This is a genomic window from Streptomyces sp. JJ36, assembly GCF_021696945.1.
Taxonomy (GTDB): domain Bacteria; phylum Actinomycetota; class Actinomycetes; order Streptomycetales; family Streptomycetaceae; genus Streptomyces.
In genome coordinates, this window is record NZ_JACYHE010000061.1 from 1 (window position 1) to 20,457 (window position 20,457).

Here is a 20,457-nt window from a genome sequence, read left to right on the forward strand (position 1 = left end):
CCTCTTCGAGGTCCTGCCCCAGCTCACCCAGGAAGTCCACACCCGCAAGGGCTGACTCCCGGGCCGGTCCCCGCCCGGAGCCGGCCGGCGGCACGTGCCGCCGGCCGGCTCCGGCGCGCACGGGCCCGGCGGGCGTCAGTCGTCGCCGAAGCGCGACTCGACCTCCCGGACGACGCGCCACATCGGCGTCTTCCGCTTGGCGATGACCACGACCACGTCCTCGGTCTCCCCCGAGTCGGCGCCGTTCCCGTCCCCTCCGGGGCTCCAGGTCTCCCGGACGAACTCCAGGGCGGCGTCCACCCGGCCCAGGGCGTCGCCCTCGCCGCCGCAGCGCAGCCAGGACCGCAGGGCGTGGTTGTGCGCGGCGACCACCGCCGCCGCGGCCACGTTCGCCCGCAGGCTGCCGTCCCGGCGGTCGGCGAAGCGGGCCCGGAGGTAGTCGGCCAGGGTCCGCTCGTACCGCCACACCACGGAGAGTTCGTAGGTGCGCAGCCCGGGCACCTCCCGGGTGAGGCGGTAGCGCTGCACGGAGAACGCGGGGTTCTCGGCGTACATGCGCATGACGAGCCGGGCGGCGTCGCAGGCCCGGCCCACGGGGTCGTCGTCGTCCCCGCTGGCGGCGAGGAACTCCGTCATGTCCGCGAGGCACTGCTCGTGGTCGGGGAAGACCACGTCTTCCTTGGACGGGAAGTAGCGGAAGAAGGAGCGGCGTCCCACCCCGGCGAGGGTGACGATGTCATCCACGGTGGTCTGCTCGTAGCCGCGCTCCAGGAACAGGTGGAACGCGGCCCCCACCAGGGCGTCCCGCATCGCGGGCTTCGCCGGCTGCGACCCCGCCGCGCCCGGCCGGCCCGTCGGCGTGTCGTTCGCCCTGGTCCGTTTCCTGGCCTCGCTCATGCCAGCGAACCTAGCACCCGGGCCCCCTTTTCGCGGCACTCGGTGCCGCCGAGAGCGGATACTCGGTACCGTCGCACCACGGCGGCGCCCGCCCGCCCGGCGGCACTCAGCCGGTGATCCGGTAACGGCCGAGGAGGATCCGGAGGAGTTCGTCGGCGATCTCCGCGCGGCCGGCGTCCACCCAGCCGACGACCCAGTCGTGCATGAGCCCGTTGACGGCGCCGATGAACGCCGCGGCGGCGATGCGGTGGTCGCCGGGAGGCATGTCGCCGCGTTCGACGGCCTCAGTGGTGAGCCGGCCGATGAAGTCGATCCACTGTGCGCGGCGGTCCAGACGCTGGCGGTCCATACGGGGACTGACCCCCACGATCTCGACATAGGCGATACGGGCGTGTCGCGGGTCCGAGGCGGCGCCCTCGACATAGGCCCGCAGCAGGCGGGCGACGCGGTCGGCCGGCGGCAGGTCCCGGACCCGGGGCGCCACGTCGAGGACGGCCTGCTGGGCGACGTCGTTGACGTACAGATGGAGTGCGGCCAGCACGTCCTCCAGCGTGCGGAACTCCTCGTAGAACTGACGCGTGGACAGCCCGGCGGCCTTGCAGAGATCGACGACCTTGGTGCCCCGGTAGCCGGGACCGGCACCGAACAGGTCGAGGCCCGCCTCCAGGAAGCGCCGGCGGCGGTCGGCCTGGCGCTCGCCGGCCGACCTGCCCCCGTACCGGTTGCCCGTGGAAGTGCCTGTGCCGGCCACCGCGTTCCCTCCTGCCCGAGGAGTCGATTCTTCCGCATCGGGTCTTGTGACGGGCTGCGGACCTCCCTACCATCTGGTAACCCCATAGTGAAAATCCGGGTTTTCACTGGGCGGCGTGCAGGGCGCCCTGCGGGGTGCCCGCATGCCGGACGATCACGCTCAGTTGCCGCATTTCCCTTCCCGACGGCTGAACCTGCCGTCCGACCGCTCGAGGGTGTGGCCCGGACGTGGGACGCCGTCCTCCCGCCGGCCCTCCGACCCCAGGAGTGAGAACATGCGAGCTTCGACCTCTGCCCGGCGCCGCCGGTCCCGGATGGGCGGCGTCGTGGCCGCCGTGACGGTCGCCGGAGCGCTGCTCCACCCCGGTCCCGCCGCCGGCTGACCCGCCGGGCACCACACCCCCCGGCAAGGAAGCATGGGTGCCCGGCCCACCGGGCCGGGCACCGGAAGAAGGGAACCGTCATGGACGCAGACGTCATCGTCGTCGGGGCCGGGCTGGCCGGGCTGGTCGCGGCGCACGAGCTGACCCGGCGGGGCCGGCGCGTGGCGGTGGTGGACCAGGAGAACGCCGCCAACCTGGGCGGCCAGGCGTACTGGTCCTTCGGCGGCCTGTTCCTGGTGGACACGCCGGAGCAGCGGCGGCTGGGGGTGAAGGACTCCTTCGAGCTGGCGTGGAACGACTGGCAGGGCAGCGCCGGGTTCGACCGGCTGGAGGACGAGGACTCCTGGGCGGTGCGCTGGGCCCGCGCCTATGTGGACTTCGCCGCCGGTGAGAAGCGTTCCTGGATCACCGGCCAGGGGATCAGGCTCACCCCCGTGGTGGGCTGGGCCGAGCGCGGTGACCTGCGCGCGGACGGCCACGGCAATTCCGTACCCCGCTTCCACATCGCCTGGGGCACCGGGACCGGAGTGGTGGCGCCGTTCGTGCGCAGTGCCCACCGGGCGGCCGCCGCCGGGCTGCTCACCTTCCACCACCGTCACCGGGTCGACGAGCTCGTCCTCCGGGACGGCACGGTCACGGGGGTGCGCGGGACCGTGCTGGCGCAGGACGACGCACCGCGGGGGGTGGCCTCCAGCCGGGAGCCGGCCGGGGAGTTCGAGCTCGGCGCCCAGGCGGTGGTCGTCACCACCGGCGGCATCGGCGGTGATCACGACCTGGTGCGCCGGTACTGGCCGCAGCGCATGGGCACGGCGCCGAAGAACATGATCACGGGGGTGCCGGCGTACGTGGACGGGCGGATGCTGGACATCAGCGCAGCCGCGGGGGTGCGGCTGGTCAACCGCGACCGGATGTGGCACTACACCGAGGGTGTGCAGAACTGGGACCCGGTGTGGCCCGGGCACGCGATCCGCGTCCTGCCGGGGCCGTCCTCGATGTGGTTCGACGCGCTGGGCCGCCGCCTGCCCGACCCCTGCCTCCCCGGCTACGACACCCTGGGCACGCTGAAGCACCTGCGGACCACCGAGGACATCGCCGGATACGACCACTCGTGGTTCGTCCTCACCCAGAAGATCATCGAGAAGGAGTTCGCGCTGTCGGGCTCCGAGCAGAACCCCGACCTCACCAGCGGCGACCGCAGGGCGGTGCTGCGTGAGCGCGTCTTCGGGAGCGGGGCCCCCGGGCCGGTGGAGGCGTTCAAGCGGCACGGCGCGGACTTCGTCGTCGCCGCCTCGCTGGAGGAGCTCGTGACGAAGATGAACGGGCTCACCGACGAGCCGCTGCTGGACGCAGCCGCACTGCGCGCCCAGATCGAGGCCCGCGACCTGCAGACGGTCAACCCGTTCAGCAAGGACGCCCAGGTCCAGGGCATCCGCAACGCCCGCCGCTACCTGGGCGACCGGCTCAGCCGCACCGCAGCCCCGCACCGCATCCTCGACCCGGCGGCCGGGCCGCTGATCGGCGTCAAGCTGCACGTCCTGACCCGCAAGACCCTCGGCGGCATCCAGACCGACCTCGACTCGCGCGCCCTGGGCCCGGACGGCAGCCCTGTCGCCGGGCTGTACGCGGCGGGGGAGGTCGCGGGATTTGGCGGCGGCGGCGTGCACGGCTACAACGCCCTGGAAGGCACCTTCCTCGGCGGCTGCCTCTTCTCGGGCCGCGTGGCCGGCCGCGCCGCCGCCACGGCGGTGGCCTGAGGTGGGCACCGCCACGGGTGACGGACAGCCGGCCGGTTCCCCGCCGCCGCGCATAGCCGTGCTGGGGGCCGGCAGCATCGGCTGCTACCTGGGCGGGCGGCTCGCCCCGGCCGCCGACGTCACGCTCATCGGCCGCCCCGCGGGCATGGCCGTGCTGCGGGACAAGGGCCTGACGCTGACCACGAGTACGGCGCCGCCCCGCCACCTGCCCCCGACGGCGCTGCGGACCGCCACCGACGCACGGGCCGCCGCCGGGGCGGGCATCGTGCTGGTCACCGTCAAGTCCGGCGGCACCCGCACCGCCGCACGCGACCTCGCCCCGTACCTGGGCCCCCAGACCGTGGTGTGCAGTCTCCAGAACGGGCTGCACAACGCCCGCCTGCTCCGCGAGGCGCTGCCCGGCCACCCGGTGGTGACCGGGACGGTTCCCTTCAACGTGGTGCAGACCGGGCCCGGACGGTTCCACCAGGGCAGCGGCGGCTCGCTGCTGCTGGACGACACCCCCGCCGCCCGCCCGCTGGTCGCGGCGCTGGCCCGGGCCGGCCTGGCCGTGCGGCCGCACGCCGACATGCGGGGCGTGCAGCACGCCAAACTGCTGATGAACCTGAACAACGCCCTCAACGCGCTCTCCGGGCTGCCGCTCCGCCGCCAGCTCGGAGAACGCGCCTTCCGGGCCTGTCTCGCGCTGTGCCAGCGCGAGGCCCTGGCCGCCTTCCACGCCGAAGGCGTCACCCCGGCCCGCCTCGCCCCCGTACCGCCCGCACTCACCCCGCACGTACTGCGGCTCCCGGACGGCCTCTTCCGCCGCGTCGCCCGGCGCACCCTGGCGATCGACGCCGAGGCCCGGTCCTCGATGTGGGAGGACCTGCAGCGCGGACGACCGACCGAGATCGGCTCCCTGCAGGGCGAGATCGTCGCCATGGCGGCCCGGCACGCGCTGCCCGCGCCGGTCTCGGCCCGGGTGGTCGAACTGGTCCGCGACGCGGAGGCCGCGCCGCCCGGCCGGCGCCGGACCTGGACGGGACGGGAGCTGCTGGCGGAACTCGCCTCCGCCCGCCGGGACCGCTGACGCACCGGCACCCCGCCCGCCGTCGTGCCGTCCATGGCCCGCCCCGGTGCGGCGCTGCGGGCCGGCACGCGGACCCCACCGCGCGGGTCCCGTCAGCGGGCGAGCTTGCGGCTGATGACCATGCGCTGGATCTGGTTGGTGCCCTCGAAGATCTGCATGATCTTGGCTTCGCGCATGTAGCGCTCCACGGGGAACTCGCGGGTGTAGCCGTAGCCGCCGAGCACCTGCACCGCGTCGGTGGTGACCTTCATGGCGGCGTCGGTGGCGACGAGCTTGGCCACGCTGGCCTGCCGGCTGAACGGGCGGCCCAGATCGCGGCGGCGTGCCGCGTCCAGGTAGGTCGCGCGGGCGGAGTCGACGGCGGCGGCCATGTCGGCGAGCAGGAAGCCGAGCCCCTGGTGGTCGATGATGCGGCGGCCGAAGGTGGTGCGCTCGTTGGCGTAGTCCACGGCGGTGTCGAGCGCGGCCTGGGCCAGGCCGGTGGCGCAGGCGGCGATGCCCAGCCGGCCGGAGTCGAGGGCGCTGAAGGCGATCTGCAGGCCCTGGCCCTCCGCACCGATCAGCCGGTCGGCGTCGAGCAGCGCGCCGTCCCAGAACGCGGCGGTGGTGGGGATCGCGTGCAGCCCCATCTTCTCCTCGGGCGGGCCGAAGGAGAGTCCGTCCGCCCGGCCGGGGGCGAGGAAGCAGGAGACGCCGGCGCTGCCGGGCGCGGTGCGGGCGAACAGCGCGTAGAAGTCGGCCTTGCCGCCGTGGGTGATCCAGGCCTTGGTACCGGTGATCCGGTAGCCGCCGTCCGCGGGCTCGGCCTTGCAGGACAGGGCCGCGGCGTCGGAGCCCGCCTGCGGCTCGGAGAGGCTGTAGCCGCCCAGCATCTCGCCGCCGAGCATGGCGGGCAGCCAGCGCTCCTTCTGCGCGTCGGTGCCGAAGGCACTCAGTGGGTGGCAGGCGAGGGTGTGCACGCTGGCCGCGACCGCGACGGCGGCCCAGCGGGTCGCCAGCTCCTCCAGGACCTGGAGGTACACCTCGTACGGCTGTCCGCCGCCGCCGTACTCCTCGGGATAGGCGAGGCCGAGCAGTCCCGCCCGGCCGAGGGTGGTGAAGAGTCCCTCCGGATACGTACCGGCCTTCTCGTGCTCCTCGACGCGGGGTGCGAGCTCCCCGTCGGCGATGTCCCGGGTGAGGGCGAGCAGATCGCGGGCCTCGGTGGTGGGAAGCAGCCGGTCGACGTCCATGGCGACCCTCCAGGCGGTACTCTGTGCGGTACGTCAGTACCACCAAGAGTAGCGCACAACGGCTGGAATACTGGACGCGTGATCGAAAACCCCGCTGCCGACGGCCCGCGGCTCACCGGGCGTGGTGCCGCGCGCCGGTCCGAGCTCTTCGACGACCTCGTGCGTCTCTTCGTCGGCCACGGCTTCGCCCACCTGACGCTGGACGACCTCGCCGCCCGGCTGCGCTGCTCCAAACGCACCCTGTACGGCCTCGCGGGCAGCAAGGAGCAGCTCGTGCGGGCCGCGGTGGTGCACTTCTTCCGGTGCGCGACGGCCCGGGTGGAGGCGGCGCTGGCCGCGGAGGCGGAGCCCGGGGACCGGCTGGCGGCCTATCTGCGGGCGGTCTCGGCGGAGCTCGCCCCCGCGTCGCCGCAGTTCTTCGACGATCTCGCGGCCTTCGAACCCGCCGCCGAGGTCTACGACCGGAACACCCGTGCGGCGGCCCGCCGGGTACAGCAGCTGATCGACGAGGGCGTGGCCGCGGGCGCCTTCCGGGAGGTGCACGTCGCCTTCGCCGCCGACGTGATCACCTCGGTGATGGTGCGCATCCAGCGCCGCCAGGTGGCGGGCACCACCGGGCTCACCGACGCACAGGCGTACGCGCACCTCGCGGAGCTGCTGCTGCACGGGCTGTCCCGGTGAGCCCGCGCGGCGCCCGCTGAGGGGGCCCGCGCGGGGCGCGTCAGTCCGTCAGCCCCGTCACCCGCAGGGTGAGGTTGAGCCGGCCGCGGGACAGGCCGGTCGCGGGGTCGGCGGTGCCCGGGCGGACCCGCGGCACACCGTGGTACGCGAAGCGGGACGGCCCGCCGAAGACGAAGAGGTCGCCGGAGGCCAGCTCCACGTCGGTCCAGGGGCGGCCGCGCCGCTCGGTGTTGCCGAAGCGGAAGACGCAGGTGTCCCCGACGCTCAGCGACACCACCGGGTCGGCGGTGCGCTCGTCCTTGTCCTGGTGCATGCCCATGGTGGCGTGCTCGTCGTAGAAGTTCACCAGGGCGGTGTCCGGGCGGTAGTCCTCCGCGGCCGCCGGGTCCCCGTAGGCCTCGGCGAGCGCCCGGCGGCCGAGCTCGGCCAGCCACTCCGGGAAGGGCGCGACCCGCCGGCCGTTCACGTCGCCGGCGGTGCGGGTGTAGCGGTACGGCTGCCAGTGCCAGCCGAGGCACAGGGTCTGCACGGACATGAAGTACGCTCCGGCTTTCGTATGCCGGAACGGCACCGGCCCCCGGCCCCAGTCACGGCAGGCACGAACCAGCTCCGTCTGCTGCTCGACGGTCAGCCAACCGGGCACGTGGACCGCCCCCGGCCCGATCACGGAACGCGACCGGGGGAACAGTCCGTCACGGTCCGGAGAAGACGCCACACCACCGAGGCTAGTCGGGGCGCCCCGGTACGGTCACGGCGGGACCGCCCGCGTCTGCGGCCCGGAGACGGTGATGTGCACGGCGACGTGCACCGGGCGGTGGGACCCGGGACCGCCCCGCGCACCACCGCGAGACCGGCTTCTCCCGGGTAGCGCTCGGCACGGATGCCGGGCCGGGCACCGACGTTCTCGATTCCGGCCACGGTGAGCGGCTCGCCTGCCGGGGGCGGCGCACCGGGCTGCGGGCCGCTTCACCGGCCGGACCCCGCCGTCGTCCCTCGCCTCCGCCGCCGCGGGCGGCGGCCGGGCACCACCCCCGTGGGCCCCCGGCCGCCGGCCGCGACGGCGCTCCCCCGGCGGAGGTCACCCCGGGCGCGGCTCCCGGCAGAGACGGCGGACCGCCTGGACGGGACGCGGAAGTCCACCGCCGCGCACCGCGGGCACCGTGCCGTGGCTCTCGCCCAGCCCGGTCACCGCGACGGTGCCGCTCACGACCCCTCCCCCGGTACGCAGGCGATCTCCACCGACACCTCCAGGTACCGTCCCGCCAGCCCGCGTGCCGCGGTCACGCCGAAGACCGTCCGGTCCACGCGTGCCGTGGCGCGCACGGTGAAGCCGTCCCCGGACACCTCGGACCGCTCCACGGTCAGCACCACCGGCCGTGACACTCCGGACACGGTGAGCGTGCCGTCCACCGCGGTGTGGGTCACCCGCCGCGAGACGAAGGTCATCACCGGGTGCCGTTCCGCGTCGAGGAAGCGCCGGGACACCACCGCCAGGTCACGCCGGTCGTTCCCGGTCCGGAAGCTCGCCGTCCCGACCTCCGCGACGACCGCCGAATCGGCGAGCGGTTCGGCGACGTCCACCGTCCCGTCGCGCAGCGCGAGGGTGCCGCGCACCGGCAGCAGGCCGAAGAGGTGCCTGCCGCGGAACGCGACCGCCGAGCGCGCCGTGTCGATGCGGTAGCGGCCGAGGCGGGGCGAGAGCGGCGGCTGTGGATTCCGTTTCCCGTTCATGCCGCCAGTGCACAGCAGCCGGGGGGCCGCCCGGCAGGGCGGGACGTCGCCTCCGGGGGCGACGAAGGACCGGAACGCACGACGCGGTGTGCGACTTTCGTCGGTGCCGCACCCCCCGGTCGCCGGGAGTCCGTGCTCCGGAGCCGGCGGGGAGGCGGGCGGGCTCTACCGTGTCGCCATGGCCGAGGCACAGTGGCACCGCAGGCACCCTTTCGCCGTGGACATGGCAATCGCAGCCCTTCTCGCGCTGGTCGACACCGCCACGACGCTCACCGGAGGCACCTGGTGGCCGGAGGACCCCGGACCGCTCGCCTGGACCCTGCTGGGCCTGCAGACCGCTGCCTGCCTGTCGCTCGTCGCACGCCGCCGTGCGCCGCTGACCGTCGTCGCCGTCCTCGGCGGCTTCACCCTGCTGGTGACCCTGCTGATCTCCCCGGTCGGTGCGCTCGTCCCGGCCGGCGGGGGCCACCTCTGGGCCCCGTACGCCACCGTCGTCGCGGCGTACGGCCCGCTGTTCTACCGCCGGCACCGGTATGGCCGGCGGACGGCGCTGCTCGCCCTCGCCACCCTGACCCTGATCGTGGCCCGGGTGTGGGAGCCGTCGGGCACGGTGCTCGCCCTCGGGATTCTCCGCACCGCCCTCGGGCCGCTGCTCGCGTTGTACGTCGATGCCCGGCGGCGACTGGTGCGGGCGCTGACCGGACGGGCCGAGCGGGCCGAACGGGAGCGGCACCTCCTCGCCGAGCAAGCCCGGACCGAGGAGCGCACGCGGCTGGCGGGGGAGATGCACGACATCGTCACCCACCGGGTCAGCCTGATGGTGCTGCAGGCCGGGGCGCTGCAGGTGACGGCGCCCGACGAGGCGACCCGGCGGGCCGCGGAGGAGCTGCGCACGGCGGGCGCACAGGCGCTGGACGAGCTGCGCGACCTGGTCGGCATCCTGCGCACCGAGCCGCCCGGGAGGGACGAAGGCCGGGCGCCGGGGGCAGGCGGACTCGCCGCGCTCGTCGCCGAGTCGACCGCTGTGGGGACGCCGGCAGAGCTGCTCGAGGAGGGTGACCGTGCGCTCGCCTCGCCGGTGGTCGCACGCACGGCGTACCGGGTCGTCCGCGAGGCGCTGACCAACGCGCGCAAGCACGCGCCCGGGGCCCGGGTGACCGTGCGGGTCGCGTACGGCGAGACCGGCGTACGGCTGTCGGTCCGCAACGCGCCGCCCGCCTCCGGGGCGGCCGTGGCGGCCGCCGTGGCCGTCACGGACCGCGCGGCCGCCACGGACACCGCGGACGGGGCGACCGCCCCGGCCGGTGGCGGATCCGCACTGGCCGCCACGGGCTCCGGATTCGGCCTCGCCCACCTGCGCCACCGCATCGAGCTGGTGCACGGTACGCTGCGTGCCGGGCCCACCCCGGAAGGCGGATTCGGCGTCCACGTCACCCTGCCCGCCTACGTACCGACCGCGGAAGGGGCGGTGTGACCATGGTGCGCGTGGTCGTGGTGGACGACGAGCCGATGGTGTGCGGGTTCCTGCGCACGATCCTCGGCTCCGCGGACGACATCGAGGTCACCGAGGAGGCCCACGACGGCGCCGCGGGCGTGCGGGCCGTGGCCCGCTCCCGGCCGGACGTGGTGCTGATGGACCTGCGGATGCCGGGCATGGACGGGCTGACCGCCATCGAGCGGATCGGCGAGCTGGACGCCCCGCCCACGGTGGTGGTGCTGACCACCTTCGACGCCGACGAGTACGTGCTGCGGGCGCTGCGGGCGGGCGCTGCGGGGTTCCTGGTCAAGTCCACGCCGCCGGAGGACCTGATCGGACTCGTCCGGGTCGCGGCCGAGGGCCACACCGTGCTCTCCGCGGCCGCCACCCGCCGCCTGGTGGCCGCGTCGGCCGGGCGGGAGTCCGCGAGCGACCGTGCCCGGGAGCGCACGGCGGGCCTGACCGAGCGGGAGACCGAGGTGCTGGCCTGCCTCGGCGAGGGCCTGTCCAACGCGGGAATCGCCGGCCGGCTCCACCTCTCGGAAGCCACCGTCAAGGGGTACGTCTCCCGGCTCCTGGAGAAGCTCGGCTGCGCCAACCGCACCCAGGCGGGTCTGGTCGCGCACGAGGCCGGGGTCGTCGGCGGCTGAGCCCCCGGCGGGACACGGCCGTCCCTGCACGCGAGCCTTCGGCCTGGGCAGGCACCCCCTCGACGCCGGGGGCTGGTCCTCGAAGATCCGCCGGACCGACCCTGGCCCTCCCGCGGGAGGCCCGGCGGCAGCCGCGGGAGGGCCGGGGTCAGCGGGTCGCGCCGGGCAATCGGCTCGTCGTAGGGCGGCCCGGGCGCGGGGCGACCGGGTCGTCGTACGGCGTGCCGGGTGCGGTGCGGCCGGTGGCGGGCCGGGGGCCGGACGTCTCCAGCGCTTCCAGCAACTGGCGCAGCCGGTCCATGTCCTCGGGCAGGTCCCGCCGCCAGCCGAGGCTCACGATGGGCAGGGTGAGCAGCATCCCGCCGTGCAGCGAGATGTCGACGATCTCCTCCACCGTGGTGCCGCGGCCGGAGGAGCGGACCCGGAAGGTGAAGGACACCGACTGGGTGCCCAGCGGGGTCCACATCGCCTGCGTGCGGAAGCCCAGCAGCCAGGGAGCCCGGTAGGCGCTGCAGACGAGCTGGTGGAAGCGGTGGCGGCCGGGGAAGCGGTAGCGGTAGCGGGCGCCCTCCCGGGGCGCGGTCCATCTGTCGTCGACCTCGGCCACGCCGGAGTTCCAGCGGGGCAGGTTGCGGACGTCGGCGAGGAATGCGAAGACTTTCGGGGCGTCGGCGGTGAGATTCTGCGTTGCGGAGTATGTCGGCATCTGTCACCTCGCGCTCTGGTAAGCGGATCACCGGCTGAGGGCTGACGGCCTTCCTCCTCAAGAGTGTTCCCCCGAACGCCACACCTCTCCCTGAGGAGTCCGTTCGAGTGAACACGGAGCGCCACCACCCCGCCTACCAGGACCGATCGCACCGCGTGACCGGGCACTCGCCACCTGTTGCCCCGCCCGGCGGGCGTCCGTTCAAGCGGTGCGCCGGGCGCCCGGCGCACCGGTGCCGGCGGGGCCGTCGGCGCCGGTGTCCCGGCCGGCCGCCCGGGCGGCGTGTGTGGGCCCGTCCGGCACCGTGGCGGGACGGAGCGCCGCGAACTCCCTGCGCAGCACGGGGACGACCTCCTCGCCCAGCAGGTCGAGCTGCTCCAGCACCGTCTTCAGCGGCAGCCCCGCGTGGTCCATCAGGAAGAGCTGCCGCTGGTAGTCGCCGAAGGACTCGCGGAAGGTGAGCGTCTTCTCGATGACCTCCTGCGGGCTGCCGACGGTGAGCGGGGTCTGCGCGGTGAACTCCTCCAGGGAGGGCCCGCCGCCGTAGACCGGCGCGTGGTCGAAGTACGGCCGGAACTCGCGTACGGCCTCCTGCGAGGTGCGCCGCATGAAGACCTGGCCGCCGAGGCCGACGACGGCCTGCTCCGGCGTGCCGTGGCCGTAATGGGCGAACCGCTCCCGGTAGAGCCCCACCAGACGGATGAAGTGCTCGCGGGGCCAGAAGATGTTGTTGGCGAAGAATCCGTCGCCGTAGAAGGCGGCCTGCTCCGCGATCTCGGGGCTGCGGATGGAGCCGTGCCAGACGAACGGCGGCACCCCGTCCAGCGGGCGCGGGGTCGCCGTGAAGCCCTCCAGCGGCGTGCGGAAGCGGCCCTCCCAGTCGACGGCCTCCTCGCGCCACAGCCGGTGCAGCAGTCCGTAGTTCTCCAGGGCGAGCGGGATGCCCTGGCGGATGTCCTGGCCGAACCAGGGGTAGACGGGCGCGGTGTTGCCGCGGCCCAGCATCAGGTCGACCCGGCCGTCGGCCAGGTGCTGGAGCATCGCGAAGTCCTCGGCGATCTTCACCGGGTCGTTGGTGGTGATCAGCGTCGTGGAGGTGGAGAGGATCAGGCGCTCGGTGCGGGCTGCGACATAGCCGAGCATCGTGGTCGGCGAGGACGGTACGAACGGCGGATTGTGGTGCTCGCCGGTGGCGAAGACGTCCAGGCCCGCCGCCTCGGCCTTCTGCGCCAGGGCGACCATCGCCTTGATGCGCTCGTGCTCGCCCGGCGTCCGTCCCGTGGTGGGGTCGGGGGTGACGTCGCCGACCGTGAAGATCCCGAACTGCATCGCCTCTCCACTCCGCTCGCGGCTGCCGCTGCTCCGGCGCCCGCCCCAACGACGGTCCCTCCCCCGCTATTCCCGCCGTTCCCCGGCGGCACGGTCCCGGTCGAGATCGGCCTCCCCGGGCGGCACCAGCACCTCGGCCAGGTCGTACCCGACCGGCTCCTCGAGCTGTGCGTAGGTGCACTGCCCGGGCTCGCGGTCGGGGCGCCAGCGGCGGAACTGCGCCGTGTGCCGGAAGCGGTCGCCCTGCATGTGGTCGTAGGCCACCTCGCACACCCGCTCGGGGCGCAGCGGCACCCAGGACAGGTCCTTGGTCCCGGTCCACCGGCTCGGGCCGCCGGGCATCCGCGCCGTGGCGTGCGCCTCCTCGTCCCGCCACTCGGCCCAGGGATGGTCCTCCTCCGCGCCGGCCCGCAGCGGCTCCAGCTCCCCGATCAGCTCCTGGCGCCGGCGCATGGGGAAGGAGGCGCAGACGCCGACGTGCTGCAGCCGCCCGGTGGCGTCGTAGAGGCCCAGCAGCAGCGAGCCGACCACCGGGCCGCTCTTGTGGTGACGGTACCCGGCCAGCACGCAGTCGGCGGTGCGCTCGTGTTTGACCTTCACCATCAGCCGCTCGTCGGGCCGGTAGGGCAGGGTGAGCCGCTTCGCCACGACACCGTCCAGGCCGGCGCCCTCGTACTGCCGGAACCAGCGGCGGGCCAGCTCCACGTCCCGGGTGGCGGGGGCGAGGAAGACCGGGTCGGCGGCGCCCCGCAGCGCCTCCGTGAGCAGGGCGCGCCGTTCCGCCAGCGGCGTGTCCAGCAGCGCCTCGTCCCCCAGCGCGAGCAGGTCGAAGGCGACGAAGGCGGCGGGGGTACGCTCGGCGAGCATCCGTACCCGGGACGCGGCGGGGTGGATGCGTTCCAGCAGCGCGTCGAAGTCGAGCCGGCCCTCCCGGGCGATCACGATCTCGCCGTCCACCACGCAGCGCGGCGGCAGGGCCGCCCGCAGGGCCGGGGGCAGCTCCGGGAAATAGCGGGTGAGCGGCTTGGCGGTGCGGCTGCCGATCTCCACCTCGTCGCCGTCCCGGAAGACCAGGGCACGGAACCCGTCCCACTTGGCCTCGTAGTGCATGCCGGCCGGGATGGTCGCCGCCGTCCGGGCGAGCATCGGTTTCAGGGGCGGCATCACCGGGAGGTCCATGCTCACCGATTGTGCGCCCGGGCCCCGCCCGGCGCCCGCCGGCGGGCGGCCGCACGGGTGCTGCCGGGGCCGGCGCCTCTCCGGGAGGCGCCGGGGGCCGGCGCGGCCTAGCGTGCTCGTATGGGAGAGGCGGCGGAGCTCACGGTCGGCGGCCGTACGGTACGGGTGACGCACCCGGAGAAGGTGTACTTCCCGGAGCGCGGGTTCACCAAGCTCGATGTCGCGCGCTACTACGCGGCGGTGGGCGAGGGCGCGCTGCGGGCGCTGCGGGACCGCCCCACCACCCTGGAGCGCTACCCGGACGGCGTAACCGGGGAGTCGTTCTTCCAGAAGCGGGCCCCGAAGTACCTGCCGGAGTGGATCCCCACCGCGCGGATCTCCTTCCCGAGCGGGCGGCACGCGGACGAGATCTGCCCGACCGAGCCGGCGGCCGTGGTCTGGGCGGCGAACCTCGGCTGCCTGACCTTCCACCCGTGGCCGGTGCGCCGCGGCGACACCGACCACCCGGACGAGCTGCGCATCGATCTGGACCCGCAGCCGGGCACGGACTACGAGGACGCGGTGCGGGCCGCGGGCGAGTTGCGGCCCCTGCTGGACGAGGTGGGGCTGCGCGGCTGGCCCAAGACCTCCGGCGGGCGCGGCCTGCACGTGTTCGTCCCGATCGTGCCCGAGTGGCCGTTCGCGCAGGTGCGGCGGGCGGCCATCGCCCTGGGCCGGGAGCTGGAGTGGCGGAACCCGGAGCGGATCACGATCTCCTGGTGGAAGGAGGAGCGCGGCCCCCGCATCTTCGTCGACTACAACCAGACCGCCCGGGACCGGACCATCGCCAGTGCCTACTCGGTGCGCCCGCACCCGCGCGGCCAGGTCTCGGCGCCGCTGCGCTGGGAGGAGCTGGACGACGCGCGGCCGGAGGACTTCGATCTGGCCGGCATGCCCCGGCGGTACGCGGAGGCAGGGGACGTGCACGCGGAGATGGAACGGCACGTCTGCCGGCTGGACGCCGTGCTGGAGCTGGCGGACCGGCACGAGCGGGACCGCGGCGCCGGCGATCTGCCGTACCCGCCGGACCATCCCAAGGTGGCGGGCGAACCGAAGCGGGTGCAGCCCAGCCGCGCCCGGCGGGACCGCTGACCGCCCCGTGGCGGCGGCGGGCGGCTCAGGCGGCGGGGTGACCGCCGCGGACCACCAGCGTGTCCAGCAGCTCCCGGGTCGCCGCGGTCACCTCGTCGACGGCCCGTTCGAAGGCGGCGGCGTTGTGCGCGGCGGGCTCGCGGAAGCCGGAGACCTTGCGGACGTACTGCAGGGCGGCCGCCCGCATGTCGTCCTCGGTTACGGATTCGGCGTAGGGGGGACGGAGTGTCTTGATGGATCGGCACATGTCACCGACGTTATACGGAGGAGCCCGGAATGAACCTGCTGCTGGCGGACGAGGTACGGGAAGCGATGGCGCACGGACGCCCCGTGGTCGCGCTGGAGTCCACGCTGCTCGCGCACGGCCTCCCTCGGCCGCAGAACCTCTCGACCGGCCTGGAGCTGGAGGAGGAGGTCCGGGCCTCCGGCGCCGTGCCCGCCACCATCGCGGTGCTCGACGGCCGCCCGCACATCGGCCTGGACAAGGCGGAGCTGGAGCGGGTCGCGGGCGACCCGGCGCTGCGCAAGCTGGGGCACCGGGACCTGGCTCCGGCCATGGCGACGGGCGTGAGCGGCGCCACCACGGTCTCCGCCACCGCGTTCCTGGCCTCCCGGGCGGGCATCCGGGTCTTCGCCACCGGTGGCCTGGGCGGGGTGCACCGGGGCTGGACACAGGTGCAGGACGAGTCGGCCGACCTGCGTCTGCTGGCCCGCACCCGGATCACGGTGGTGTGCGCGGGCGTGAAGTCGATCCTGGACGTGCCGGCGACGCTCCAGCGGCTGGAGACGCTCGGCGTCCCGGTGCTGGGCTACGGCACGCAGACCTTCCCCGGCTTCTACCTCAGCAGCTCCGGCGAGCCGCTGGACTGGACGGTGCACGACCCGCGCAGCGTGGCCGAGGCGATGCGGGCGCAGGACGGGCTCAGCGATACCGGCGAGGCGCTGATCGTGGCACAGCCGGTGCCGGAGGACGAGCAGCTCGACCCGGAGCTGCACGAGCGGGTGCTCGCGGAGGCGCTGGACGCCTGCGAACGCGACGGGGTCACCGGGCAGGCCGTCACCCCGTACCTGCTGGATCACCTGGTCCGGCACACCGACGGCAAGGCGCTGGCGGCGAACCTGGCGGCGGTGCGGGGGAACGCCCGGCTGGCGGCCCGTATCGCGGCGGTCTGGACGGCCACGGCGCACACCTGAACCCGGCCGCCCGGCCCCGGGGCGCCCGCGGCGCCGGCCGGGGCGCCCGGACGGGGCGTGCGCGCTCGGGAGTGCGGCGGAGGGTCAGGGCGTACGCGGTCGCCAGTGCGGCTCGACCTCTTCCCACGCGCGCTCCCACTGCCGGAGCCGGTGCCGGTCCAGCACGCCGCGCGCGGCACGCTGGAGCCCCAGCACGACCGCAGTCAGGCCGCCGGCGGCCAGCAGACCGGCGAGCACCGCATGGAAGGCGGTGAGGGCCGGGCCCGGGGGCGCTGCGGTGCGGCGGCCCTCCTCGTCCACCCAGAGCGGGACCGTGTCGCCGGCCGCGACGTCCGCGGGCACCCGGACGGTGCCCTGCTGCGTGGTGCCGTCCGGCGCGGTCCAGCGCAGCGTCGCGGGCAGCGTGTCGTCCCCGCCGGAGGCGCGCCGCCGCTCCTCGCGTGCCGGGTTCCCGGGCTCCGGGAGGGAGCCCTCCGGGACCACGGCCCGGACGCGCTGCCGTTGCTCACGCTGGGTCTCCGCAGCGCTCTGCACGGCCTTCCCGGCGAGCACCCCGGCGCACACGGCCCCGACGCCGGCCAGCAGCAGCGCCGCCAGCAGGACCCAGGCCTCGACCACGTCGGAACGACGCCGGAGCGGGTTGGCACGCCATCGCCACATCGGTGCTCCCGGCTGCGACGCCATCTCGTCCGCCTCCTTCGTGCCGGTCGGTCGGTGTGGTCGGTGCGCGGGCCGGTCGGAACCCGTCTGCGGCGTACGGGTCCCACGGACGGGTGAGCTCATGCCCGGCGGTTCCGGTGATCCGGCACTCCCCGCGCTCCCGGTGTCGCGGGGCGGCGCGGGAGCGCGGCGGGGCCGCGGCCCGGCGTCGTTGACAGGCGGACGACCCCGCGGCGAGGATAAGCAAGCGCTTAGTCTCCTCGGGATCGGAACCTCACCATGGCCACCTCCGCCGACCTGCTGCTCTCCCGCCGCGACCTGGAGTTCCTGCTCTACGAGTGGCTGGACGCCGAGGGCCTCGCCCGCCGCCCCCGGTACGCCGAGCACTCCCGCGAGACCTTCGACGCGGTGCTCGACCTGGCCCAGCAGCTCGCCGCCCGGCACTTCGCCCCGCACAACCGCGCCGGCGACCTGCACGAGCCGCACTTCGACGGGGAGCGGGTGCACACCGAGCCGCAGGTGCGGGAGGCGCTGGAGGCGTTCGCCGAGTCCGGGCTGCTGGCCGCCGCGCTGGACCGGGAGGCCGGCGGCGGCCAGCTCCCGCGCCTGGTCTCCACGGCCTGCTTCGGCTGGTTCCAGGCGGCCAACGTGGCCACCTCCGCCTACCCCTTCCTCACCCTCGGCAACGCGCGGCTGCTGTGCGCACACGGCTCCCCCGAGCAGATCGCCACCTATGTGCGCCCGATGCTCGACGGCCGCTTCCTCGGCACCATGTGCCTCTCCGAGCCGCAGGCCGGCTCCTCGCTGGCGGACGTGGCGACCCGGGCGGAGCCGAGGCCGGACGGCACCTACCGGCTGTTCGGCAACAAGATGTGGATCTCCGGCGGCGACCACGAGCTCTCCGAGAACATCGTGCACCTGGTGCTGGCCCGCATCCCCGGCGGCCCGCCCGGGGTCAAGGGCCTCTCGCTCTTCGTGGTCCCCAAGCACCTGGTGCGGGCCGACGGGACGCCCGGCGAGCGCAACGACGTGGTGACCGCCGGGCTCAACCACAAGATGGGCTACCGCGGCACCACCAACACGCTGCTCAACTTCGGTGAGGGCGCCCACCGACCGGGCGGCGAGCCGGGCGCCGTCGGAGAGCTGGTCGGCGCCGAACACCAGGGGCTGGCCTCCATGTTCCACATGATGAACGAGGCGCGGATCGGCGTCGGCGCGGGTGCCGCGGCCCTCGGGTACACCGGCTACCTGAAGTCCCTGGAATACGCCCGCACCCGCCCGCAGGGGCGCCCCTCGGCCTCCCGGGACGCCACCGCCCCGCCGGTGCCGATCGTCGAGCACGCCGACGTCCGGCGCATGCTGCTGGCTCAGAAGTCCTACGCCGAGGGGGCGCTGGCGCTGATCCTGTACTGCGCCCGCCTCGTCGACGAGGAGCACTCGGCCGGCTCGGAGGCCGAGCGGGAGCGGGCCCGGCTGCTGCTGGACCTGCTGACGCCGGTGGCCAAGAGCTGGCCCTCCCAGTGGTGCCTGGAGGCGAACAGCCTCGCCATCCAGGTGCACGGCGGCTACGGCTACACCCGGGAGTACGACGTCGAGCAGCACTACCGGGACAACCGGCTCAACCCCATCCACGAGGGCACGCACGGCATCCAGGCCCTCGACCTGCTGGGCCGGAAGGCCGTACGGGACGGCGGCGCCGGGCTGCGGGCGCTCGGCGAGGAGATCGCCGCCACCGCGGAGCGGGCCGCGGCGGCGGGCGGGGAGGCCGCCGCGTGCGCCGGCGCGCTCCGGGCCGTCTGGGAGCGGATCACCGCGGTCACCGCCCGGCTGTGGAGCACCGGCGACCCGGAGAAGGCGCTGGCCAATGCTTCCGTCTATCTGGAGGCGTTCGGGCACGTGGTGCTGGCCTGGATCTGGCTGGAGCAGCTCCTCGCCGCCGGGACCGGGCCCGCCGACGCCTTCCGGCAGGGCAAGCGGCAGGCCGCCCGCTACTTCTTCCGGCACGAACTTCCCCGCACCGGGCCGCAGCTCGGGCTCCTGGAGGAGCTGGACACCACGGTGCTGGAGACCGAGCCCGGCTGGCTCTGAGCGGAACCGCCCCGCGGCCCCTGCCCGGCGTCGCCGCGCGGCGGGGGCGGTCACTCCGCGGGCCGGTCGCAGTCCAGGGTGTCCCCGGTGACCGGCCTACCCTGCACGCTGCTGCGGTCGTGGACCACCCGCGCCACCCGGACGCCGTCCCGGCCGGGCCGCACCTCCAGGACGCGCGGATGGCCCCGCACCGGGTGCAGCTCCGCGCCGGGCAGCGCGGCGGCCAGCGCCCGGGCCCGCCGCTCCTCACGCGGCGGGTAGGTGATCCGCGTGGTCTCCGGCGGCGTCTCGCGGGGCCCGGCCGGCCGGCGTTCCCGCACCCGGAAGCCGGTGTCCCGCAACCCGCGCTCCAGACGCCCCGCCGTCGCCGCACCCTCCGGGCCGGTGCGCAGCCGCACCCGGACGTCCCCCGGCGCCCAGGCCACCGGCACCCCGGGGCCCGGCAGCCGGTAGGCCTCCTGGCCGGTCAGCGGCCGGTCCTCGCGCAGCGCGGCGAACAGCCGCTCGGCCCGCGGCCGGTCCCAGACGAGGGTGGAGCCCCAGCCGGGTACCCGATGGTCGAACTCGGCGAGCGGCACGGTGGCGAACTCGGCCCGGCGGCTGTCCAGTCCGCGCAGCGCCCGGCCCAGGGTCACCAGCCGCTCGGTGGTGAGCCCGGAGTCCGCCCGCAGGGTCGTCAGCAGGGCACGGGCGGTCCGGGCGAGCGCGGCGGGATCCCGCAGCAGCCCCTCGTCGGCGATCCGGTCCACCGCCTCGGCGAGGAACGCCTGCTGACGCCGCATCCGGCCGAGGTCGCCGGAGGGCGGCAGGTGGCGCGCCCGGACGTAGCGCAGTGCGCCGCGGCCGTCCACCCGGTGGGTGCCCGCCGGCAGATCCAGCCCGGACCACCGGTCCCGCAGCGGCTTCCCGGTGCACACGGTCGCCCCGCCGAGGGCGTCGACGGCCCGCACGAAGCGCCGGAAGTCGGCCTCCAGATAGTGGTCGACGCGTACCCCGGTGACCTGCTCCACCGTGCGTACGGTGAGCGCCGGGCCGCCGGCCGCGTAGGCGCCGTTGATCTTGCCCGCGCGGGGCACCGGGCGGAGCGGGGTGGCGCCCGCGGCCGGGCGGGCGAAGGGCACGTACGAGTCGCGCGGGATGCTCAGCACGCTGACCCGCCGCCGGTCCTCGGAGACGTGCAGCAGCATCATCGTGTCGGTGCAGTCGCAGCCCCGGCCGCCCACGTGCAGCCGCTTCCGTTCCCGGGCCGGGATCCCCTTCCGGGTGTCGAGCCCCACCAGCAGGAAGGTGAGTCCCGGCCCGTCGGCGGGCCGCCCCCGCTCCCCGGTGAAGACGTCGGTGCGAGGCAGGGCGAGCGCCACCGGGAGGCGGTTGCCGCCCTCGGTGACGGCCACGGCCGCCCCGCCGAGCAGTGCGGCGCTCAGGGCGCCGGCCAGGGCGGTCCGGCGGAGCCGGCGACCGGCCGGGCGCGGGCGACGGAACACGGCGACCTCCACAGCGAGAAGATCACAAGTAGATCGTCATATCTTCCGCTTGGTGACCGCCG

20 protein-coding genes are annotated in these 20,457 nt (G+C 75.0%); 8 read left to right on the plus strand and 12 right to left on the minus strand.

What is annotated here, in order from left to right; all coding sequences use genetic code 11:
* Positions 1-135: 135 nt before the first annotated feature.
* Together HOY81_RS20190 and HOY81_RS20195 are read right to left on the minus strand one after the other, a co-directional pair.
* The gene (locus HOY81_RS20190) at positions 136-810 is read right to left on the minus strand and encodes a TetR family transcriptional regulator (protein ID WP_237321912.1); all 675 of its coding nucleotides are present in this window, start codon (positions 808-810) and stop codon (positions 136-138) included.
* Positions 811-1,003: 193 nt separating this feature from the next.
* On the minus strand, positions 1,004-1,648 hold the full coding sequence (locus tag HOY81_RS20195) for a TetR/AcrR family transcriptional regulator (protein ID WP_237321881.1): 645 nt from the start codon (positions 1,646-1,648) through the stop codon (positions 1,004-1,006).
* A 462-nt stretch (positions 1,649-2,110) separates the two neighbouring features.
* Here HOY81_RS20195 and HOY81_RS20200 point away from each other — a divergent pair, with 462 nt between their 5' ends.
* Positions 2,111-3,784, plus strand: coding sequence for an FAD-binding dehydrogenase (locus tag HOY81_RS20200; protein WP_237321882.1), 1,674 nt, complete (start codon positions 2,111-2,113; stop codon positions 3,782-3,784).
* A gap of 1 nt (position 3,785) precedes the next feature.
* A complete protein-coding gene (locus HOY81_RS20205; RefSeq protein ID WP_237321883.1) occupies positions 3,786-4,853 on the plus strand; it encodes a 2-dehydropantoate 2-reductase in 1,068 nt (355 codons plus the stop codon).
* A 92-nt stretch (positions 4,854-4,945) separates the two neighbouring features.
* On the opposite strand, the gene HOY81_RS20210 is transcribed toward HOY81_RS20205, so the two are convergent.
* Positions 4,946-6,085 (minus strand): acyl-CoA dehydrogenase family protein, encoded by a 1,140-nt coding sequence (locus HOY81_RS20210; RefSeq protein ID WP_237321884.1) that lies wholly within the window; start codon positions 6,083-6,085, stop codon positions 4,946-4,948.
* A 78-nt stretch (positions 6,086-6,163) separates the two neighbouring features.
* Between HOY81_RS20210 and HOY81_RS20215 the strand changes: the two genes are divergently transcribed.
* The gene (locus HOY81_RS20215) at positions 6,164-6,766 is read left to right on the plus strand and encodes a TetR/AcrR family transcriptional regulator (protein WP_237321885.1); all 603 of its coding nucleotides are present in this window, start codon (positions 6,164-6,166) and stop codon (positions 6,764-6,766) included.
* 40 nt (positions 6,767-6,806) lie between these two features.
* On the opposite strand, the gene HOY81_RS20220 is transcribed toward HOY81_RS20215, so the two are convergent.
* The 3 genes from HOY81_RS20220 to HOY81_RS20225 all read right to left on the minus strand — a co-directional run bounded on the left by HOY81_RS20220 (position 6,807) and on the right by HOY81_RS20225 (position 8,497).
* A complete protein-coding gene (locus tag HOY81_RS20220) occupies positions 6,807-7,481 on the minus strand; it encodes an alpha-ketoglutarate-dependent dioxygenase AlkB (protein ID WP_237321886.1) in 675 nt (224 codons plus the stop codon).
* 363 nt (positions 7,482-7,844) lie between these two features.
* On the minus strand, positions 7,845-7,973 hold the full coding sequence (locus HOY81_RS27475) for a hypothetical protein (protein ID WP_272893061.1): 129 nt from the start codon (positions 7,971-7,973) through the stop codon (positions 7,845-7,847).
* A complete protein-coding gene (locus HOY81_RS20225) occupies positions 7,970-8,497 on the minus strand; it encodes a YceI family protein (protein WP_237321887.1) in 528 nt (175 codons plus the stop codon). The genes HOY81_RS27475 and HOY81_RS20225 overlap by 4 nt, the downstream gene beginning before the upstream one ends.
* A 223-nt stretch (positions 8,498-8,720) precedes the next feature.
* On the opposite strand from HOY81_RS20225, the gene HOY81_RS20230 reads away from it, so the two are divergent.
* A complete protein-coding gene (locus HOY81_RS20230) occupies positions 8,721-9,971 on the plus strand; it encodes a sensor histidine kinase (protein ID WP_237321913.1) in 1,251 nt (416 codons plus the stop codon).
* A gap of 2 nt (positions 9,972-9,973) precedes the next feature.
* Positions 9,974-10,624, plus strand: coding sequence for a response regulator transcription factor (locus HOY81_RS20235; RefSeq protein WP_237321914.1), 651 nt, complete (start codon positions 9,974-9,976; stop codon positions 10,622-10,624).
* Positions 10,625-10,772: 148 nt separating this feature from the next.
* On the opposite strand, the gene HOY81_RS20240 is transcribed toward HOY81_RS20235, so the two are convergent.
* The 3 genes from HOY81_RS20240 to HOY81_RS20250 all read right to left on the minus strand — a co-directional run bounded on the left by HOY81_RS20240 (position 10,773) and on the right by HOY81_RS20250 (position 13,838).
* Entirely contained in the window at positions 10,773-11,330 is a 558-nt protein-coding gene (locus HOY81_RS20240; RefSeq protein WP_237321888.1) for an SRPBCC family protein, read from the minus strand.
* Between the two features lie 201 nt (positions 11,331-11,531).
* Entirely contained in the window at positions 11,532-12,659 is a 1,128-nt protein-coding gene (locus HOY81_RS20245) for an LLM class flavin-dependent oxidoreductase (protein WP_237321889.1), read from the minus strand.
* A 66-nt stretch (positions 12,660-12,725) separates the two neighbouring features.
* Positions 12,726-13,838: an ATP-dependent DNA ligase gene (locus tag HOY81_RS20250; RefSeq protein ID WP_237321890.1), complete on the minus strand. Its 1,113-nt coding sequence runs from the start codon at positions 13,836-13,838 to the stop codon at positions 12,726-12,728.
* Between the two features lie 120 nt (positions 13,839-13,958).
* Here HOY81_RS20250 and ligD point away from each other — a divergent pair, with 120 nt between their 5' ends.
* Complete coding sequence (gene ligD / locus HOY81_RS20255) at positions 13,959-14,969, plus strand: non-homologous end-joining DNA ligase (protein ID WP_237321891.1); 1,011 nt, start codon at positions 13,959-13,961, stop codon at positions 14,967-14,969.
* A gap of 25 nt (positions 14,970-14,994) precedes the next feature.
* Here the strand turns inward: ligD and HOY81_RS20260 are convergent, their stop codons facing one another.
* Positions 14,995-15,216 (minus strand): DUF2277 domain-containing protein, encoded by a 222-nt coding sequence (locus HOY81_RS20260; protein WP_237321892.1) that lies wholly within the window; start codon positions 15,214-15,216, stop codon positions 14,995-14,997.
* A gap of 29 nt (positions 15,217-15,245) precedes the next feature.
* Between HOY81_RS20260 and HOY81_RS20265 the strand changes: the two genes are divergently transcribed.
* Entirely contained in the window at positions 15,246-16,163 is a 918-nt protein-coding gene (locus HOY81_RS20265) for a pseudouridine-5'-phosphate glycosidase (protein WP_237321893.1), read from the plus strand.
* An 84-nt stretch (positions 16,164-16,247) separates the two neighbouring features.
* Here HOY81_RS20265 and HOY81_RS20270 read toward each other — a convergent pair whose 3' ends face one another.
* Positions 16,248-16,847, minus strand: a complete 600-nt coding sequence (locus tag HOY81_RS20270) for a hypothetical protein (RefSeq protein WP_237321894.1) — start codon at positions 16,845-16,847, stop codon at positions 16,248-16,250.
* Positions 16,848-17,102: 255 nt separating this feature from the next.
* Between HOY81_RS20270 and HOY81_RS20275 the strand changes: the two genes are divergently transcribed.
* Positions 17,103-18,911: an acyl-CoA dehydrogenase gene (locus HOY81_RS20275; protein WP_237321895.1), complete on the plus strand. Its 1,809-nt coding sequence runs from the start codon at positions 17,103-17,105 to the stop codon at positions 18,909-18,911.
* A 50-nt stretch (positions 18,912-18,961) separates the two neighbouring features.
* Here the strand turns inward: HOY81_RS20275 and HOY81_RS20280 are convergent, their stop codons facing one another.
* Positions 18,962-20,395: an LCP family protein gene (locus tag HOY81_RS20280; RefSeq protein WP_237321896.1), complete on the minus strand. Its 1,434-nt coding sequence runs from the start codon at positions 20,393-20,395 to the stop codon at positions 18,962-18,964.
* Positions 20,396-20,457: the final 62 nt, after the last annotated feature.

Excerpts from the sequence above, each read along its gene's own strand:
- HOY81_RS20250 (WP_237321890.1), bottom strand. The coding sequence starts at position 13,838 with ATGGACCTCCCGGTGATGCCGCCCCTGAAACCGATGCTCGCCCGGACG.
- HOY81_RS20275 (WP_237321895.1), top strand. The coding sequence starts at position 17,103 with ATGGCCACCTCCGCCGACCTGCTGCTCTCCCGCCGCGACCTGGAGTTC.
- HOY81_RS20190 (WP_237321912.1), bottom strand. The coding sequence starts at position 810 with ATGCGGGACGCCCTGGTGGGGGCCGCGTTCCACCTGTTCCTGGAGCGC.
- HOY81_RS20260 (WP_237321892.1), bottom strand. The coding sequence starts at position 15,216 with ATGTGCCGATCCATCAAGACACTCCGTCCCCCCTACGCCGAATCCGTA.
- HOY81_RS20225 (WP_237321887.1), bottom strand. The coding sequence starts at position 8,497 with ATGAACGGGAAACGGAATCCACAGCCGCCGCTCTCGCCCCGCCTCGGC.
- HOY81_RS20240 (WP_237321888.1), bottom strand. The coding sequence starts at position 11,330 with ATGCCGACATACTCCGCAACGCAGAATCTCACCGCCGACGCCCCGAAA.
- HOY81_RS20210 (WP_237321884.1), bottom strand. The coding sequence starts at position 6,085 with ATGGACGTCGACCGGCTGCTTCCCACCACCGAGGCCCGCGATCTGCTC.
- HOY81_RS20235 (WP_237321914.1), top strand. The coding sequence starts at position 9,974 with ATGGTGCGCGTGGTCGTGGTGGACGACGAGCCGATGGTGTGCGGGTTC.
- HOY81_RS20245 (WP_237321889.1), bottom strand. The coding sequence starts at position 12,659 with ATGCAGTTCGGGATCTTCACGGTCGGCGACGTCACCCCCGACCCCACC.
- ligD (WP_237321891.1), top strand. The coding sequence starts at position 13,959 with ATGGGAGAGGCGGCGGAGCTCACGGTCGGCGGCCGTACGGTACGGGTG.
- HOY81_RS20230 (WP_237321913.1), top strand. The coding sequence starts at position 8,721 with ATGGCAATCGCAGCCCTTCTCGCGCTGGTCGACACCGCCACGACGCTC.
- HOY81_RS20265 (WP_237321893.1), top strand. The coding sequence starts at position 15,246 with ATGAACCTGCTGCTGGCGGACGAGGTACGGGAAGCGATGGCGCACGGA.
- HOY81_RS20270 (WP_237321894.1), bottom strand. The coding sequence starts at position 16,847 with ATGGCGTCGCAGCCGGGAGCACCGATGTGGCGATGGCGTGCCAACCCG.
- HOY81_RS20200 (WP_237321882.1), top strand. The coding sequence starts at position 2,111 with ATGGACGCAGACGTCATCGTCGTCGGGGCCGGGCTGGCCGGGCTGGTC.